Source organism: Scandinavium lactucae (assembly GCF_033843265.1).
GTDB lineage: Bacteria > Pseudomonadota > Gammaproteobacteria > Enterobacterales > Enterobacteriaceae > Scandinavium > Scandinavium lactucae.
On the sequence record NZ_JAWXRD010000036.1, the window covers coordinates 1 to 16,786 of the forward strand.

Sequence of the window (16,786 nt, forward strand, 5' to 3'; positions counted from 1 at the left end):
AGGTCGACGGGCTGGCGTTTTCATCTGCCGCCGTTTTGCCCTCAGCCTCTGTTTTTCGGGGAGGCACCGTGGCCCCCGGCTCAGCCGCATGCGCCGCGTCTTTTCCCCCACCTTTCGCCATGCCCGTTGCCGCGGCGGCGGCCGTCTCTCTGGCAGCGATTTTACTGAACATACGGGCGAGGCCTTTAACAAGGCCCACACCATCTGCGATGCCCATTCCCAGCTGGATGGCCACATCCCCGGTATGTTCGGCCGGGGTATTCAGCGTCGCCCTGGCGCTGTCAAAATTCACCTCAGCAACATTATCCTGCATGGCCTGCGCGGTCTGCATCATCTCCGCGGCCTGGCCGGGCTGGCCGAGGGCACCGGTGAGGGCGGCTTGCTGCATCATGTCACCCGATGCCTGCAGGGTTGCCCCCTGTGCAAAAAGCCCGGCAACATCCAGCGTCATATTCCACACGCTTTTCCCTGCCCCCAGCGCGGCCATCTCCGGGTGTTCGATGGCATCCGGAATACCGTCCACGCCTTCCCCCACCCAGTCGGTGAATTCGGACCAGATGCCCTGCTCTGCCGCGGTTTCAGGCACCACCGCCGGGTTAGCCTCTTTCGCCACAATATTACGGGCTTTCGGCATCTGCGTGATTTTACCGAGGGTGTTACCGGTGCCGGTGGTGACCGGCCCGGACGCTACCGGCTCCGTCCGCGGCCCGTCTGCCAGTTCGGGTAAATTAAGCCGGGGATGGTCCTGTCTGAACTGTTCGTACCCCTGGGGTGTCCATGCGTCCACCTCGTCTGGCGCACCATTGTTATAGTGGGTAATCACCGAAACATAATCATCAGCCTTCGTGCCCTGCACCGTGCTGGAGGCAATGGAGTGGTAATAAGCCTCTTCCTGAGCCGCCGTCGGGGCCCCGGTGCTGACGTTGATTACATCGTTATCCATGACCATTACCTGATATCGTAGAGGTATACGAACTCCCGGTAATATCAGGCTGCGAATAACCGTTCAGGGCCTTTTTCTTAACCTGCATAAGCACATCTGACTCCTTGTTGGATGTTTAGCAGGGCTGAATAATACCCTCCCTAATGGAAGGGATTTTACCGAAAAAGGCAGGAGGGATTAGGTCAAAAAAGCAGTGTATGCTGTTATAATCTTTGCGAAAAAAGCATGTTTTGCGCTATAGCTTAAAATCGGTTTCAAACCGACTCTTCTCTTTAAATAAAATGCTTACATTCCTGAGAACTTGATCATCAAAACATCCCCAATCCCCCCGAAACTTCCCAAAATCGCCCCTAAAAACCCCTTAAAATGCAATAGATCGAACATTGATTGCCTAAATCGTGTACTCTGCACGCTGAAAGCGTCGATAAATTACACACCGAATACCGGTAAGGTTGCATATGACCGTAGAAAACTACATGAAACGACTGCGCAATGTGAATGAAGAGCAAATGCTTGAGAAACTCGTTGCCCGTATTGAAAACAGCATTGAGCCAGAAGCGCTGGCAGCATTCCAGAAAGCCGCTGATAAGCGCCGCGCAGAACTGTGTGATTATCAGTTCAGCCTGAACGATGATTTCGGTGAAGCAAAATCTCCGCGTAAGTATTAAGTCCAACGCTTCACTCCAGCGCATTTTCTCCAGCGAATCACTGGGGTTGCCCTACACTTACAGAGGTAAGTTTTTAGGGAAACCCGTTCTGTTTGTGTGATTCACAAGAGATAATGCTATGGAATTAAAGGATTATTACGCCATTATGGGCGTGAAGCCGACGGACGATCTCAAGACTATCAAGACCGCCTACCGCCGCCTCGCCCGCAAGTATCACCCTGATGTCAGTAAAGAATCCGATGCTGAAGCCCGCTTTAAAGAAGTGGCGGAAGCATGGGAAGTGTTGAGCGACGACCAGCGTCGCGCCGAATACGACACGCTCTGGCAGCACCGCAACGACCCGCAGTTCCGCCAGCCACCGCCGTCAGGCCAGCAGCAATCCTACAGTCAGGAAGAATTTGACGACATCTTCTCCTCCATCTTCGGCCAGCGTGCCCAACAGTCTCATCAGCGGCATACCGCCCGGGGCCACGACGTGGAAATAGAGGTCGCCGTTTTCCTCGAAGAAACGCTCGAAGCGCATACCCGTCCCATCAACTACAAACTGCCGGTCTACAATGTTTTTGGCCTCGTTGAGCAGGAAATCCCTAAATCGCTCAATGTCAAAATCCCGGCAGGCGTTGGCGACGGGCAGCGTATTCGTCTCAAAGGCCAAGGGACACCCGGCGAGAACGGTGGGCCCGCGGGTGACCTGTGGCTTATCATCCGGATCGCACCGCATCCGCTGTTTGATATCGTTGGGCATAATCTCGAAATCGTGCTGCCGCTCGCCCCGTGGGAAGCCGCTCTGGGGGCCAAAGTCACGGTGCCCACGCTCAAAGAGCCGATTTTGCTGACCATTCCGCCGGGCAGTCAGGCCGGACAACGGCTGCGCATCAAGGGCAAAGGCCTGGTGAATAAGCAGCACACCGGCGATCTGTTCGCGGTAATCAAAATTGTCATGCCGCCGAAAGCGGATGAGAAAACCGCCGCGCTGTGGCAGCAGCTTGCCGATGCCCAGGCGACCTTCGACCCGCGCCAACAGTGGGGGAAAAAACATGGCTAACGTCACCATCACTTTCACCATCACCGAATTTTGTCTGCATACCGGGGTATCCGAAGAGGAACTCGACGAAATCGTCGGCTTGGGTGTGATAGAGCCCAATCGGACCGAGGATGCACACTGGCTGTTCGACGATCGCGCCGTCACTATCATTCACCGCGCGTTGCGTCTGCGCCGTGAGCTGGCGCTCGACTGGCCGGGAATCGCCGTCACCCTGACCCTGCTCGATGAAAACGAACGCCTGAAGCAGGAAAATCGTCTGCTGCTCCAGCGTCTGCAACGCTTTATCAATTAGCCTTATGAACCCGCCTTCCCGGCGGGTTTCTCCCGCCAAATAGCGCTATTAGCCATAAAAATATCCCCTGGGTGGATAAACCCGCCCGTGCCGTTTACGTGACCTCGCCCACGGCGTATTACTTGCCCCGACCCAACTACCTACAGGGGTAAGACCAAATGAAAGTGTTACTCGTTGAAAGTGAATTTCTGCACCAGGATACCTGGGCAGGCGCAGCCATTGCGCGTCTGGCAGAAACGCTACAGGCACAAAATATCGAGGTACTGAAATCCACCTCACTGGATGATGGCTATACCATACTGGCGGCTAACCAAGCCATCGACTGCCTGATGTTCAGTTATCAGATGGAACAGGCCGATGAGCATCATCGCGTGCGCCAACTGCTCGATAAGCTCCACGAACGCCAGCAAAATGTGCCCGTTTTTCTGCTCGCCGAGCGGGAAAAGGCCACCTCGCTGATTAACCGCCAACTGGTGGAGCTTATCGATGAGTTTGCCTGGTTCCTCGAAGACTCTGCGGATTTCATTGCCGGGCGCGCCATTGCCGCCATGCAGCGCTACCACCAACAGTTGTTACCGCCACTGTTTTCCGCGTTGACGAAATACAGCGATATCCATGAATACTCGTGGGCGGCTCCGGGCCATCAGGGCGGCGTGGGCTTTACTAAAACCCCGGCAGGCCGCCTGTATCACGACTTCTACGGTGAAAACCTGTTCCGCACAGATATGGGCATTGAGCGTACATCGCTCGGTTCACTGCTCGACCACACTGGCGCATTTGGCGAAAGCGAAAAAAATGCCGCCCGCGTTTTTGGGGCCGATCGCTCCTGGTCGGTGGTAGTGGGCACCTCCGGATCTAACCGCACCATCATGCAGGCCTGCATGACTGAAAATGATGTGGTGGTGATTGACCGCAACTGTCATAAGTCGATCGAACAAGGGCTGATCCTCACCGGTGCAAAACCGGTGTATATGGTGCCCAGCCGTAACCGTTACGGCATTATCGGCCCCATTTATCCGCAGGAAATGGAGCCGAAAAACCTTGAGGATAAAATCCATACCAGCCCGTTGACCCGCGACTACGCCGGGCACAAACCCGCCTACAGCGTGGTGACCAACTGTACCTATGATGGTGTGTGCTACAACGCCAAAAATGCCCAGGCGCTGTTGGAACATACGACCGACCGCCTGCACTTTGACGAAGCCTGGTATGGCTATGCGCGTTTCAATCCTATTTATGCCGATCACTATGCGATGCGCGGCGAACCGGGCAATCATAACGGCCCGACGGTGTTTGCCACCCACTCCACCCACAAATTGCTGAACGCGCTCTCGCAGGCATCTTATATTCATGTTCGGGAGGGGCGTGGCGCGGTGAATTTCTCGCGCTTCAATCAGGCTTATATGATGCATGCCACCACCTCGCCGCTGTACGCCATTTGCGCCTCCAACGATGTCGCGGTGTCGATGATGGACGGCAACAGCGGGCAGTCGCTAACCCAGGAAGTGATCGACGAAGCGGTTGATTTCCGTCAGGCGATGGCGCGACTCTATCGTGAGTTCAGCGAGAACGGCGACTGGTTCTTCAAACCGTGGAACAAAGAGAGTGTCATCGACCCGATCAGCGGCGCAAAAATTGATTTTGCCGATGCCCCGGCCAAACTACTGACCACCGATCAAAACTGTTGGGTGATGCGTCCGGGTGAATCCTGGCATGGCTTCCACGATTTGCCGGATAACTGGAGCATGCTCGATCCTATCAAAGTCAGCCTGTTGACGCCGGGCATGGGCGATGATGGGGAGCTGTTGTCCAACGGTGTTCCCGCCGCGCTGGTCACCGCCTGGCTTGGCCGCCACGGCATCGTGCCAACCCGCACTACCGATTTCCAGGTCATGTTCCTGTTCTCGATGGGGGTGACGCGCGGTAAATGGGGCACGCTCGTGAATACGCTCTGCGCCTTCAAGCGCCATTATGATGCCAACACGCCGCTGTCGCAGGTGATGCCGGAGCTGGCCGCCCAGTATCCGCATTGTTATGGGGACATGGGGATGCGTGACCTGGGTGACACCCTGTTTGCATGGCTGAAAACAAACAACCCGGGAGCCAGCCTGAATGCGGCCTATGCGACCTTACCGCAGGCGATGATGACTCCGCGCGCCGCGTACCAGGCGATAGTGGCCGATAACGTTGAAATGGTGCCGGTCGATGGGCTGGTCAACCGCGTCGCGGCAAATGCCGTGATCCCTTACCCACCGGGTATTCCAATGCTGCTGTCCGGGGAAAACTTTGGTGATGAAACCAGCCCGCAAATTGCCTATCTGCGCGCGTTGCAGTCCTGGGATCACCAATTCCCGGGTTTCGAACATGAAACCGAGGGAACTGAAATTATCGAAGGTGTTTATCACGTAATGTGTATAAAGGCCTAAGGTAATGCTGTAAGTCTGCATTCTACGTTTGTTTCTGAGTATTTTTTGCGCGGGTGTTGCCCCGCGCTTTTTTATTGCCGTTCCACTCCTGTACAAATTCTTTTACAGCACTCTCAATCTCAACCCGATTGATTTTTTTAATTTGCAGTGTATTTTATGCCTGCCTTTCATTCATCATACAAATGATATTTATTCGCCTCACTCAGTGTTCCTTTTCTCTGAGGCGTTTTTCTGTTCATATTCCAGGAGTGCGAGTATGAGACTTTGCAGCAGTTCCCCTTGTGTGGTGGTGTTATCTGAAAGCAACGTTCAGATAAACATCAACGAGCATGACTCTTTTTTATTACCGGAAAATCATTTAGCCATAATGCCTTGCCACGATAGCTATATTGACTTTACAACGTTAGACACCACGCTGGTGGCTCATATTTCACGGGAAATCGTGAATGATTATTTGCAGTTTTTAAATAAAGATCTCGCGTCGATTACCCCATGGTCGCGACGAAATCCGCCGGTTATCGCCTGTCCTGCGCCAACGCCTGAAGTTTTTCGCCAGGCAGCCCGGCACAGTCAGCTTGAAATACGCACACCTTGTGAAGTTGAGCGCACCCGCTCATTACTCTTTACCGTGCTGTCTAACTTTCTCGACACCCCCGGCTTTCTCTCCTTACTGATGCATATTTTACGCAGCAGTATTAAAGATAGCGTCAGTCGAATTATTCAAAACAATATTCATCACGCCTGGAGTTTACAACAGGTGGCCAGCGCCCTGTGCATCAGCCCCAGTTTGTTAAAGAAAAAACTCAAGAATGAAAATACCCGCTACAGCCAGATCATTACCGAATGTCGAATGCGCTATGCCGCCAGGGAATTATTAACCTCCGACAAAAATATCTCTCAGGTGTCTCAACTCTGTGGATATAGCAGCACCTCATATTTTATTTCCGTCTTCAAACATCACTACGGCGTTACACCGCTGCATTACGTGGCCGAACACCGGCATTTACAGATGACGGACTGACAACGCAACAGATCGGCCATAATAATAGTAATTACGGATATACCGCCCGCCCCTTAGCTAACATCATTGTGGCAAAGCGATATTATCCCCCTGAATAATCTTCAGGAGGAATATGATGTCCAGCGATGCTGATGCCCACAAAGTGGGTTTGATTCCGGTCACGTTGATGGTGTCCGGTAATATTATGGGGTCGGGCGTTTTTCTGCTGCCTGCTAACCTCGCCACTACCGGCGGGATTGCCATCTACGGATGGCTGGTAACCATCATCGGTGCCCTGGCGCTGTCGATGGTGTATGCCAAGATGTCGTCCTTAGACTCCAGTCCCGGCGGCTCTTACGCTTACGCGCGCCGCTGCTTCGGCCCGTTTCTTGGCTACCAGACCAATGTGCTTTACTGGCTCGCCTGCTGGATAGGTAACATCGCGATGGTGGTCATCGGCGTCGGCTATCTGAGCTACTTTTTCCCCGTGCTCAAAGACCCAATGGTCCTGACCCTCACCTGCGTGGTGGTGTTGTGGATTTTTGTACTGCTGAACATCGTCGGGCCGAAAATGATCACCCGCGTCCAGGCGGTAGCCACGGTACTGGCGCTGATCCCGATTGTCGGCATCGCGGTGTTTGGCTGGTTCTGGTTTCACAGTGACACCTACATGGCAGCATGGAACGTCAGCGGAAAGAGCACCTTCAACGCCATTCAGAGCACCCTGAGCGTCACCTTATGGTCATTTATCGGCGTCGAAAGTGCCTCTGTCGCCGCTGGAGTGGTGAAAAATCCAAAACGTAACGTGCCCATCGCCACCCTCGGGGGGGTGCTGATTGCCGCCGTGTGCTACGTGCTGTCCACCACCGCGATCATGGGGATGATCCCGAACACCGCCCTGCGCGTGTCCGCCTCGCCTTTCGGCGATGCCGCTCGCATGGCCCTGGGCAATACCGCGGGCGCAATCGTCTCCTTCTGTGCCGCCGCAGGCTGCCTCGGTTCGCTCGGTGGCTGGACCTTACTCGCCGGACAAACGGCAAAAGCCGCCGCCGACGATGGCCTGTTCCCGCCGATTTTTGCCAAAGTGAATAACGCCGGAACGCCAGTGGCGGGATTGCTGATCGTCGGTGTACTCATGACCCTGTTTCAATTCAGTAGCATTTCGCCGAACGCGGCAAAAGAATTTGGTCTGGTGTCATCGGTATCGGTGATCTTTACCCTCGTGCCTTATCTCTATACCTGCGCCGCGTTGCTGCTGTTAGGTCATGGGCACTTTGGCAGAGCGCGTCCAGCCTATCTGTTGCTGACCTTTATCGCCTTCGTATATTGCATCTGGGCGGTGATTGGTTCCGGCGCACAGGAAGTGATGTGGTCGTTCGTTACCTTAATGGTGATCACCGCGCTGTATGCCCTCAACTACAATCGCATTCACAAAAATCCGTGGCCGCTCGACGTGCCAGCGGCAAAAATTTGACACAAAGCCAGCCTCCGGGCTGGCCCTTTCGTTTACCCCTTCTGCCAGTCGCCCTTATACTAACTGCATGAGTTCTTAGCAGACTGGCTTCCATTATGATCCCCTCTGTTGTTAAACGTGACTGGCGCATCCCTGCCACCCTTGCTTTCGTCGCTCTGCTGCTGGCCTTTGCGTTTCAGCTCCACGCCCACTGGGCGACGTTCCTGCAATGGTGCCTCGCGACACAAATCACCCTGCATCGCTATCTGGTGATGTACCTTTTGCAGCTCAATAATCATCAATACAGCGCGGGAGTGTGGTTGTTGGTCGGGGCGTTTATGTATGGCGTGCTGCACGCTATTGGGCCGGGTCACGGCAAATTTATTGTCACCACGTATCTCAGCACCCACCGGGAGAGCCAGTTAGCGGCTCGGATAGTCCCGTTCCTTGGCAGCCTGATGCAGGGCATCAGCGCTATCCTGTTCGTGTTTATTCTCGCCGTGGGGATGAATCTGGCTTCTGGCGACCTGAGCGAAAGCCGCTGGTACATCGAAAAAATCAGCGCCGTGCTGATCGGCAGCTTCGGCGCACTGGTGATTTGGCAGGCCCTGAAAAGCCTCAAACCCAAGGCGTTCGGATTTTCTCGCCTGACCCCGCAGGATGCGAGCGGACATCAACATGCTGCCGACTGCGGCTGCGGGCATCACGGCGTCAGGGCCGACATCGCTCAGGCAGACTGGAAAACGCGGGTCGGTATCGTTCTGGCGATCGGCGCGCGCCCGTGCAGCGGGGCTATTATGATCATGCTGTTCTCCAACGCGCTGGGCATTGTGAGCTGGGGGATTATCGCAGTGATGGCAATGGCCTTCGGCACGGCGCTGTCGATTCTCGGCTTATCGCTGGCGGTGCGCTACGCGCGCGAACGCGCGGTGGCCTGGTTTGGCGAAGACTCAAGTCAGCTTCACCGGCTGGTGCCCGTGGTAAAAATCATCGGTGGAGTGCTGATTATCTTGTTCGCGTTGGTCCTGTTTATGACCGTCATACCGATCAGTGCCAACGGGGACTACATCGCTGCCGGATGCTGACCGCCAGCGACAGGCATAAAAAAAACGCTTCCGGACAGGAAGCGTTTTTGATGGAAAGTATTGAGAAAAATTACTCGTTAATGCGTGGATGCTGATCCACCAGACGGGTACGTTTTTCCTGTAGCGCTTCAATTTCCGCATCAATATCTTCAATTTTATGTTCGATATTGTCGTGATGCTCGCGCAGAATTTCTTTCGCTTCCTGGATATCAGACGCCGCCGGCGTCGCGCCTTTCAGCGGCTGGTTCGCGGTTTCTTTCATCGTGATACCGGTCATCAGGCCGATAACGGCGATCACCATCAGGTAATACGCAGGCATCATCAGGTCTTGGGTGTATTCCACCAACCACGCCGCCAGCGTCGGGGTCAGACCGGCCACCAGCACCGAAATGTTGAAGGCACTCGCCAACGCGCTATAGCGGATATGGGTCGGGAACATCGCGGGCAGCGATGATGCCATCACCCCGATAAAGCAGTTGAGGATCACCGCCAGCAGCAGCAGCCCGGCAAAAATCAGCGCGACCACATCACTGTTAATCATGATGAAGGCCGGAATTGCGCACAGGAACAGCAGCACGCTACCCACCAGAATGAACGGGCGACGGCCAAAGCGGTCGCTGAGCATCCCGATAATCGGCTGCACAAACAGCATACCCACCATAATAGCGATGATGATCAGCACGCCGTGGTCTTCTGAATAGTGCAGGTTATGCGACAGATAGCTCGGCATGTAGGTCAGCAGCATGTAGTAGGTGACGTTGGTTGAAATCACCATCCCCACGCAGACCAGCAGCGAACGCCAGTGTTTGGTGGCAATCTCTTTAAACGAAACTTTCGGTCCGTCCTGCAGACCCTGACGGTCACCCTGCTCCATCTTCTCAACGTGCTGCTGGAAAGCCGGAGTCTCTTCAAGCGCGTGACGCAGATACAGACCAATAATCCCTAACGGCAAGGCGAGGAAGAACGGCAGACGCCAGCCCCATTCGAGGAAGTTATTTTCCCCGACAATGGTCGAAATCAGTACCACCAATCCTGCACCTAACACGAAGCCCGCAATCGACCCGAAATCGAGCCAACTGCCCATAAAGCCGCGCTTACGGTCCGGCGAGTACTCGGCGACGAAGATAGACGCCCCGGTGTATTCCCCGCCCACAGAGAAGCCCTGAGCCATCTTACACAGCAGCAGCAAGATAGGTGCCCAGATGCCGATAGTGGCATAAGAGGGGATCAGGCCGATACAGAAGGTACTGATCGACATAATGATGATAGTGATGGAGAGAATTTTCTGGCGACCGTACTTATCGCCGAGCATTCCGAAAAACAGGCCGCCAAGCGGGCGGATCAGGAAGGGAACAGAGAAGGTCCCCAGGGCTGCAATCATCTGAACGCTAGGGTTAGCGTCGGGGAAGAAAACCTTACCCAGTGCGTAAGCCACAAAACCGTAAACGCCGAAGTCGAACCATTCCATCGCGTTGCCGAGCGACGCGGCGGTAATCGCCTTGCGCAACTTACTATCGTCGATGATGGTGACATCACCCAGAGTGATCGGCTTAACTTTTTTCCTTTTTAGCATTTTTGTCCTCGTTAACTATCGCCTTGAGCGCACACAGGGGAGGCAAACGCAAGCGCTCGCGTGCGTGCGGTAGTGGAGCGGCGAATTGCTGTGCTCCTCAATTCAAGCGTAGCAGGTTTACTTCCACTGGCTGCTCACAGCCTGTACAACCGAACCTGATGACGCCTGCTCTGGCAGAAAAGATCTGACCAAAATCTCAATGTGTCGTGATATTTTTCGTACTTTCCTTTCTTACCCTAACAGCGTTTATATTTGTGATCAACTTCACGCAAAATAGTGCTGACTGTTAAGTTGATTCATGAAACGTCAATAAGCCCCCCCTCACTTTAAGCCTTTTCTCAATCCGGATTCGCGTACACGGTCGAAAAAACACCTGTTTCACCAGCCTGTTATCTCTTATTAAGCAGCAAAATAATTAATGCGCTAACGGATTATTGCCGACATTTCTTTACATCCAATTCACAGCTAAATCATATAAAAGCCCGACTTAAGAATTTCCTGCAAAATATGTGATCAATACAACTAAAACGCTGTTTTATTTTCATTGAATCAATATTCCATTGATCGCATCATAACCTCAGAACATTGCCAAGCTGTTGAACCCTCTTCTTTTGTGTCGCCCCGGCCTGACGGTGTGGGGAAGTGAGGATAAAAAATGAAAATTAAAGCCACCATTGAACGTATCCCTGGCGGAATGATGTTAGTCCCACTGTTATTGGGTGCCGTATTAAATACGCTGGCACCTGATACCGGTAATTATTTTGGTTCGTTCACCAAAGGTATGATTGGTGGAACGGTTCCTATCCTGGCCGTTTGGTTTTTTTGCATCGGGGCATCCATCGATTTACGTGCCACCGGCACGGTATTACGCAAATCAGGCACCCTGGTGATCACCAAAATTGCCGTTGCGTGGGTAGTGGCGATGATTGCCGCTACGTTTATTCCGGACGGCGGGATTCAGACCGGCTTCTTCGCCGGACTGTCAGTGCTGGCGCTGGTGTCCGCGATGGATATGACCAACGGCGGGCTGTACGCCAGCCTGATGAACCAGTACGGTTCGAAAGAAGAATCCGGCGCGTTCGTGCTGATGTCTCTGGAATCTGGCCCGCTAATGACCATGGTTATCCTCGGTTCCGCCGGACTGGCCTCCTTTGAAGCGCACCACTTCATCGGGGCTGTGCTGCCGTTCCTGATTGGTTTCGCTCTCGGCAACCTTGACCACGACTTCCGCGCCTTCTTTAGCAAAGCGACGCCGGTGCTGATCCCGTTCTTTGGCTTCGCGCTCGGGAATACCATTAACCTTGGCGTGATTATGGATACCGGCCTGCTGGGTATCGTGCTGGGCGTGGCGGTGATTGTGATTACCGGGATCCCGTTGATTATCGCCGACCGCGTACTCGGTGGCGGGAATGGCACGGCGGGAGTGGCGGCCTCGTCGGCGGCGGGTGCGGCGGTAGCGAACCCGGTGATTATTGCGCAGATTAACCCGGCCTTTGAACCGGTGGCGGCATCAGCCACGGCGCTGGTCGCGGCAAGCGTGATTGTTACCGCGATCCTGGTGCCGATTATCACCGCGCTGTATGCCAAACGGTTTGGCACCGTGCAGGCCAAGCAGCCTGAAGCAGTAGTGGCAGAATCGTTACATCACTAACGTTCTGATCCCGGCGGGGCCCTCAGGCCTCGTCGGTAAACAACTCCTCAATCATCGCATCCACCAGACGGGTGGCCGAACACAGGCGCGGCATCCCCAATGCTACCGGCTGCCAGGTTTGGGTCACCGACCAGCACACCGGCTGACGGACTGCATCACAGTCGCTTCCGAGCCAGGCCAGCATCTCTTTGTAATCCATTAAACCTACAGACGTCGGCGATACCAACCATTGATGATAAGAGTGGCGCGTTTCCGTCGCTGCGCCGATACCTTGCGCCAGATACTGGGCCGCCATCCTACGCAAACTGTCTTTCAGCAGGCCGCGCACCTCGCCGTTCGCCAGCCGCCACGCATCGCCGAACGCACCCCAGCGCAGCTCTTCCAGCGCGATAAAACAACGCCCTGCCAGCGACCAGCCGTCGTACTGTCCGGCATGCCAGCGGGTAAACACTTCCTCGCTGTGCGCGCCCGACTCCACCATTAGCCCGCGCTGGGTTAGCGCCCGCTGTTTGTGCTCCGCCCGCTGACTAAACTGCTCGCTGACCAGGCCAAACTGCTCACGTAACTCCGGTGAACTGTGGCTTTTACTCTGAAGAAAGCGCAGATAGTGGCTCATGCGTGTCAGGGCCAAATGACCAGGGTCGAACTGGCTGGCGAGTTTTTCTGTCAATCCGAGACGCATCGCAGGATTGTCGCTAAACAGCCCCGCCATCGACCACGGTCGCAGCTGGGTTTGCGCCATGATTTCATTCATCAGACGTTCGCGAAACTGCTGCTGTTGTGGGGCGAGCGTATGCTGGCGTGGATTTTCAATGCCCAACACCAGACTGACCATAAATCGGGCGTGGAGGGATTCAAGCCAGCGGCCTGGTCCCTCCAGCAATCGCGTATTCATCTCTGTTCAGCCGCAAAAAGGGTTTGAATGTCGTCGCGCAATAACCGCGCGTCCTCTTCAATCCAGCGAACCGTGGCCAGGCACTGTGTAAGCTGCTGACATAAGGTATTTACCGTGGACTGATGCTGCTGGCGTAAGGCCAAACTCTCCTGCAAATTTTTCTGCAGGCCGCTGAGACTCTGTGAAAACTCTGCAAAGAAGGTCACCATCCCCGCCGTCACAGAAACATCGACTTGAAGCGCCAAAGCTTTAAGGATTTGTGCGCAGAAGGTCGACACGCTCTCCACGATCCGCGCCTTAATCGCATTTACATCAATGATGTAACGCGTTTTGGTCAATACGTAATCATCCCAACCCCAGTTGGGATTGTTGAGCCAACGGCTGACCGTTTCTCGCATCCCGCCACGCAGGCTGCCTACCGGCAAATCCTCAGTGGCGACCGCGCCGTTGAACCACTGCGGCAGGGTAATTTGCAGCGATCCGGACTGAAAAACAGGCAGCGTGACCCGGGTGCGGAACCCGGCCCGATGCAGCTCTTCTTTGACGTGGGCTTCAATCGGTTTAAGCGCGTCATCCAGAGTTCGGCTGAGCGATGTTTCGAGCTGACCAAAACGCAGTGACAGCTCGCGGATAATATTTTGCTGGCAGGTAAAAGCCGTGCTTTCGCAATCGGAGCGAATGATGCTGAGCAGTCGGTTGGCCTGCTCTTCATCTTCGAGGATCAGTGCCCCGCTATCATCCTGCTGCGACCAACGCAAATCCGCGCCATGGGCGAGACTCATCGCCTGCAGATTATCGTGGCTAAAGCGGCTGTCGATCAGCGTCAAAATTTCCTGCTGTTGACCGGCGATAAACGCCCCGGCGGCATCCATCGCCTGCTCTACTTCATGATTAATTTCTTCGCTGACCACCCGTTGACGCACCTCAAACTGCGCCATGTCTTCTTCAAGACGAACGATATTGTCCTGCAATTGCCCGGCGGCGACCGTCAGCCCCTGCAAACGAAAGTCGAGAAAATCTCGTGCGTTTTGCGCATAGTTCAGCAGCTTGTGGGAAGCCGAACGCAGCGCGAACAGTGAGGCATTGGCGTGGGCCGCGTGTAGCAGCATATTGATGGGCTTTTCAAACAGCGAGTCTTCCCACAGCAGATCGGCGGCATGACGAATATGGGTCACATCATCGAGATCGGCGGTTCGCCAGCGTCGGCCCAGCGCCGCTTCGGCAAAATCCTGCACCCAGCGCTGTTCCTGGTAGTTGGGCAATTTGCCGTTGCTGTTCAGCTCATGACGGGCGCGATTGGCGAGATAGCCCCACATCGACGACACCGGGAAAATCTGCCCCGGTGTGATAAACCCCTTCATCAGCGTGCCGGAGATCATCGCCCGCACCTGATCTTCATCGTCGCTGTTTCTGTCTTTCTGATCGAATTTGTTCACCAGCGCATACAGCGGCACCGACTTGCTGACTGCCGCAATCGCCTGACGCACTTCCTGATCGGAAATCGATTTGAGCTGGGTGTAATCCATCACCGCCAGTATCGCCGAGGCGCGGGACAGCTGTTCATTGAGCATTTTTTGCAGATGCGGCTGCCCGGCTTCGTTCGGCCCCGGTGTATCCAGCAACGTGAGCTGACCGGCATTTTCACCCAATCCGGCCAAATGCACGAACTCAACTTCGATCACCGGAATATGTTCAAACGCCGCGTAGTCGGCAAACGGGAAATCGACGTCTATTGCTCGGGAAAGCCGTACCAAATCGTTGAGGCTTTTCAGGCACTGGAAAATAGGCTGCGCGCCGAGATAATGTTTTTCAAAGGCGACCCCGCCAATTATACGTTCGAGCAGGGCATTCATGTCCTTATCCATTTCCAGGCGCAAAGCGAGTTTTGCCCGATCGACGTGCCGGAGTTTATCCTGTAATTCATGCATTAAGCGTTCAATAGGCTTAACATGAATAAAATTCAGTCCAGGCTCTTTCTGACCCGGCGTGTGGCGAATAAGCGTTGGCAATGCTGTCATTGGTCGATTACGGTTAGGTAAAACCTCGGTTCCAACGATGGCATTAATGGTGGTGGATTTCCCTGCTTTCATGGTGCCGACTATCGCCAGCACCATTTCCAGCCGGGTGATTTTGCGCAACTCGTTATTCAACGTGCCCTGCTGGGTTCCCAGAGCGTGCGCGCTCCCAGGCTGCGCATACTGTGTTTCAGCGCTGCTCGTCACGTTGCCCGGTAATCCATTAACGGTCTCAAGATGTCGTAAAGCCAATTGCAGCAAGCGCTCAGCTTCCTGACTCAATTCAAATATTGTCTGTGTGTACATGGTTAAAGTATTCCCTTAACGCAAATTTTATAACTTTTATTGGTCAGACTTTTTTAATTTCCCGATTTTATTTCTTATATAATTATCAGTACCGCGCAAAGGAATGCAGCACGTAAGAAATCAGGAGATATACAGATTAGCGCTATATACACCATTCGACAGGATATATTGCATATAAATTTCCCTACGAAAAAACGTAGGTAGAATAGCACTGAGTAATATTAAAAAATGCGTTCCTCACCATAACGCAAACGTCATTACTCGGCAATTTCGAAATATCAAAATGTCTACAAAGGCCCGGAGGCGGTCCAGGGCGACCGGCAAATAGTCCCGACAACCGTAAGGACATGCGGTATAATGAGTCATACTTTTAGCGCTCAGCGGCGGTTTACACGGTCTGTGGCGCGTTTTCAATTATTACGAGGTGACTATGTCTCTGCCACACTGCCCGAAATGCAATTCCGAATATACCTATGAAGACAATGGCATGTTTATCTGCCCTGAGTGCGCCCACGAGTGGAACGACGCCGAGCCTGCACAGGACAACGATGTGCTGACTGTTAAAGATGCCAATGGCAACCTGCTGGCCGACGGCGACAGCGTCACCGTGGTGAAAGACTTAAAAGTTAAAGGCAGCTCTTCAATGTTAAAAATCGGCACCAAAGTGAAGAATATCCGCCTCGTTGAGGGCGATCATAACATTGACTGCAAAATTGATGGTTTTGGCCCGATGAAGCTGAAATCTGAGTTCGTTAAAAAGAACTAAATCCACGCCATACCGCCCGGCAGCGCACGCTTGCCGGGCCTTCAACGCCCATCATTATGGGTTGAACAAAAAACTACCGCCTGGTTACTTTACCTCGCCGTAACTACACTTATCGGGTACTCCTTATCCGAGGTTATGGTTATGCCCTTAAGCCCCTACATCTCTTTCTCCGGTAACTGCGCCGAGGCCCATGCGTTTTATCAGCAGGCGCTCAACGCAGAGCTGGGTTACAAAATGACCTTTGGCGAAATGCCGACAGCCGATCAGAACAGCGAAGACGGTTGCCCTTCCGGTATGGTTTTCCCCCCCGATGCTATCGCCCACTCCAACGTCCGCATCGCGGGCAGCGAAATAATGATGAGCGACGGGATGACCGGCAGCGTCAGCTATTCCGGCTTTACCCTGGTTCTCGATACCCAGGACGTCAACGAAGGGAAAGGCTGGTTCGATGCCCTCGCCGAGGGCGGGAAAGTCGAAATGGACTGGCAGGAAACCTTCTGGGCCCACGGCTTTGGCAAAGTAGTCGATAAATTCGGCGTGCCGTGGATGATCAACGTCGTGAAACAACCGCAGTAATTCCTTCCGGGGCGAGACCACTCGCCCTGTCACACGTCTTACCTCAACTGTTCATCGTTCGTTCACTGTGTCTTAACCGCGCTGTCATATTG

At 54.0% G+C, this 16,786-nt stretch carries 14 protein-coding genes; 10 read left to right on the top strand and 4 right to left on the bottom strand.

From position 1 onward, the window contains the following. Positions 1-943 (bottom strand): hypothetical protein (locus tag SIK69_RS15485; protein ID WP_319786480.1); only part of this gene is annotated, 943 nt, incomplete at its 3' end. A gap of 458 nt (positions 944-1,401) precedes the next feature. On the opposite strand from SIK69_RS15485, the gene SIK69_RS15490 reads away from it, so the two are divergent. The 7 genes from SIK69_RS15490 to SIK69_RS15520 all read left to right on the top strand — a co-directional run bounded on the left by SIK69_RS15490 (position 1,402) and on the right by SIK69_RS15520 (position 8,912). Then, positions 1,402-1,611 (top strand): HHA domain-containing protein, encoded by a 210-nt coding sequence (locus SIK69_RS15490; protein ID WP_319627704.1) that lies wholly within the window; start codon positions 1,402-1,404, stop codon positions 1,609-1,611. 118 nt (positions 1,612-1,729) lie between these two features. Then, entirely contained in the window at positions 1,730-2,656 is a 927-nt protein-coding gene (gene cbpA, locus SIK69_RS15495; RefSeq protein ID WP_319786481.1) for a curved DNA-binding protein, read from the top strand. Further along, on the top strand, positions 2,649-2,948 hold the full coding sequence (cbpM, locus tag SIK69_RS15500; RefSeq protein ID WP_319786482.1) for a chaperone modulator CbpM: 300 nt from the start codon (positions 2,649-2,651) through the stop codon (positions 2,946-2,948). Before cbpA ends, cbpM begins: the two co-directional genes overlap by 8 nt. A 158-nt stretch (positions 2,949-3,106) precedes the next feature. After that, positions 3,107-5,374 (top strand): arginine decarboxylase, encoded by a 2,268-nt coding sequence (gene adiA / locus SIK69_RS15505; protein ID WP_319786483.1) that lies wholly within the window; start codon positions 3,107-3,109, stop codon positions 5,372-5,374. Positions 5,375-5,630: 256 nt separating this feature from the next. Further along, the gene (locus SIK69_RS15510; protein WP_319786484.1) at positions 5,631-6,395 is read left to right on the top strand and encodes an AraC family transcriptional regulator; all 765 of its coding nucleotides are present in this window, start codon (positions 5,631-5,633) and stop codon (positions 6,393-6,395) included. Between the two features lie 115 nt (positions 6,396-6,510). After that, positions 6,511-7,848, top strand: a complete 1,338-nt coding sequence (gene adiC / locus SIK69_RS15515; RefSeq protein WP_319786519.1) for an arginine/agmatine antiporter — start codon at positions 6,511-6,513, stop codon at positions 7,846-7,848. A gap of 95 nt (positions 7,849-7,943) precedes the next feature. Beyond that, on the top strand, positions 7,944-8,912 hold the full coding sequence (locus tag SIK69_RS15520; RefSeq protein ID WP_319786485.1) for a nickel/cobalt transporter: 969 nt from the start codon (positions 7,944-7,946) through the stop codon (positions 8,910-8,912). 70 nt (positions 8,913-8,982) lie between these two features. Here the strand turns inward: SIK69_RS15520 and proP are convergent, their stop codons facing one another. Further along, entirely contained in the window at positions 8,983-10,485 is a 1,503-nt protein-coding gene (gene proP, locus SIK69_RS15525) for a glycine betaine/L-proline transporter ProP (RefSeq protein WP_319627698.1), read from the bottom strand. A gap of 655 nt (positions 10,486-11,140) precedes the next feature. Here proP and kdgT point away from each other — a divergent pair. Then, the gene (kdgT, locus tag SIK69_RS15530; RefSeq protein ID WP_319627697.1) at positions 11,141-12,136 is read left to right on the top strand and encodes a 2-keto-3-deoxygluconate transporter; all 996 of its coding nucleotides are present in this window, start codon (positions 11,141-11,143) and stop codon (positions 12,134-12,136) included. A gap of 22 nt (positions 12,137-12,158) precedes the next feature. Here the strand turns inward: kdgT and SIK69_RS15535 are convergent, their stop codons facing one another. Then, positions 12,159-13,031, bottom strand: coding sequence for a diguanylate cyclase regulator RdcB family protein (locus SIK69_RS15535; protein WP_319786486.1), 873 nt, complete (start codon positions 13,029-13,031; stop codon positions 12,159-12,161). Then, the gene (crfC, locus tag SIK69_RS15540) at positions 13,028-15,352 is read right to left on the bottom strand and encodes a clamp-binding protein CrfC (RefSeq protein ID WP_319786487.1); all 2,325 of its coding nucleotides are present in this window, start codon (positions 15,350-15,352) and stop codon (positions 13,028-13,030) included. Before crfC ends, SIK69_RS15535 begins: the two co-directional genes overlap by 4 nt. Positions 15,353-15,782: 430 nt before the next feature. Here crfC and SIK69_RS15545 point away from each other — a divergent pair, with 430 nt between their 5' ends. After that, positions 15,783-16,118, top strand: a complete 336-nt coding sequence (locus SIK69_RS15545; RefSeq protein ID WP_319627694.1) for a zinc ribbon domain-containing protein YjdM — start codon at positions 15,783-15,785, stop codon at positions 16,116-16,118. A gap of 141 nt (positions 16,119-16,259) precedes the next feature. Then, positions 16,260-16,694 (top strand): VOC family metalloprotein YjdN, encoded by a 435-nt coding sequence (gene yjdN / locus SIK69_RS15550; RefSeq protein WP_319627693.1) that lies wholly within the window; start codon positions 16,260-16,262, stop codon positions 16,692-16,694. Positions 16,695-16,786 lie beyond the last annotated feature (92 nt).

Coding starts and splice junctions, on each gene's coding strand:
- SIK69_RS15490 (WP_319627704.1), top strand. CDS start 1,402: ATGACCGTAGAAAACTACATGAAACGACTGCGCAATGTGAATGAAGAG.
- cbpA (WP_319786481.1), top strand. CDS start 1,730: ATGGAATTAAAGGATTATTACGCCATTATGGGCGTGAAGCCGACGGAC.
- cbpM (WP_319786482.1), top strand. CDS start 2,649: ATGGCTAACGTCACCATCACTTTCACCATCACCGAATTTTGTCTGCAT.
- adiA (WP_319786483.1), top strand. CDS start 3,107: ATGAAAGTGTTACTCGTTGAAAGTGAATTTCTGCACCAGGATACCTGG.
- SIK69_RS15510 (WP_319786484.1), top strand. CDS start 5,631: ATGAGACTTTGCAGCAGTTCCCCTTGTGTGGTGGTGTTATCTGAAAGC.
- adiC (WP_319786519.1), top strand. CDS start 6,511: ATGTCCAGCGATGCTGATGCCCACAAAGTGGGTTTGATTCCGGTCACG.
- SIK69_RS15520 (WP_319786485.1), top strand. CDS start 7,944: ATGATCCCCTCTGTTGTTAAACGTGACTGGCGCATCCCTGCCACCCTT.
- proP (WP_319627698.1), bottom strand. CDS start 10,485: ATGCTAAAAAGGAAAAAAGTTAAGCCGATCACTCTGGGTGATGTCACC.
- kdgT (WP_319627697.1), top strand. CDS start 11,141: ATGAAAATTAAAGCCACCATTGAACGTATCCCTGGCGGAATGATGTTA.
- SIK69_RS15535 (WP_319786486.1), bottom strand. CDS start 13,031: ATGAATACGCGATTGCTGGAGGGACCAGGCCGCTGGCTTGAATCCCTC.
- crfC (WP_319786487.1), bottom strand. CDS start 15,352: ATGTACACACAGACAATATTTGAATTGAGTCAGGAAGCTGAGCGCTTG.
- SIK69_RS15545 (WP_319627694.1), top strand. CDS start 15,783: ATGTCTCTGCCACACTGCCCGAAATGCAATTCCGAATATACCTATGAA.
- yjdN (WP_319627693.1), top strand. CDS start 16,260: ATGCCCTTAAGCCCCTACATCTCTTTCTCCGGTAACTGCGCCGAGGCC.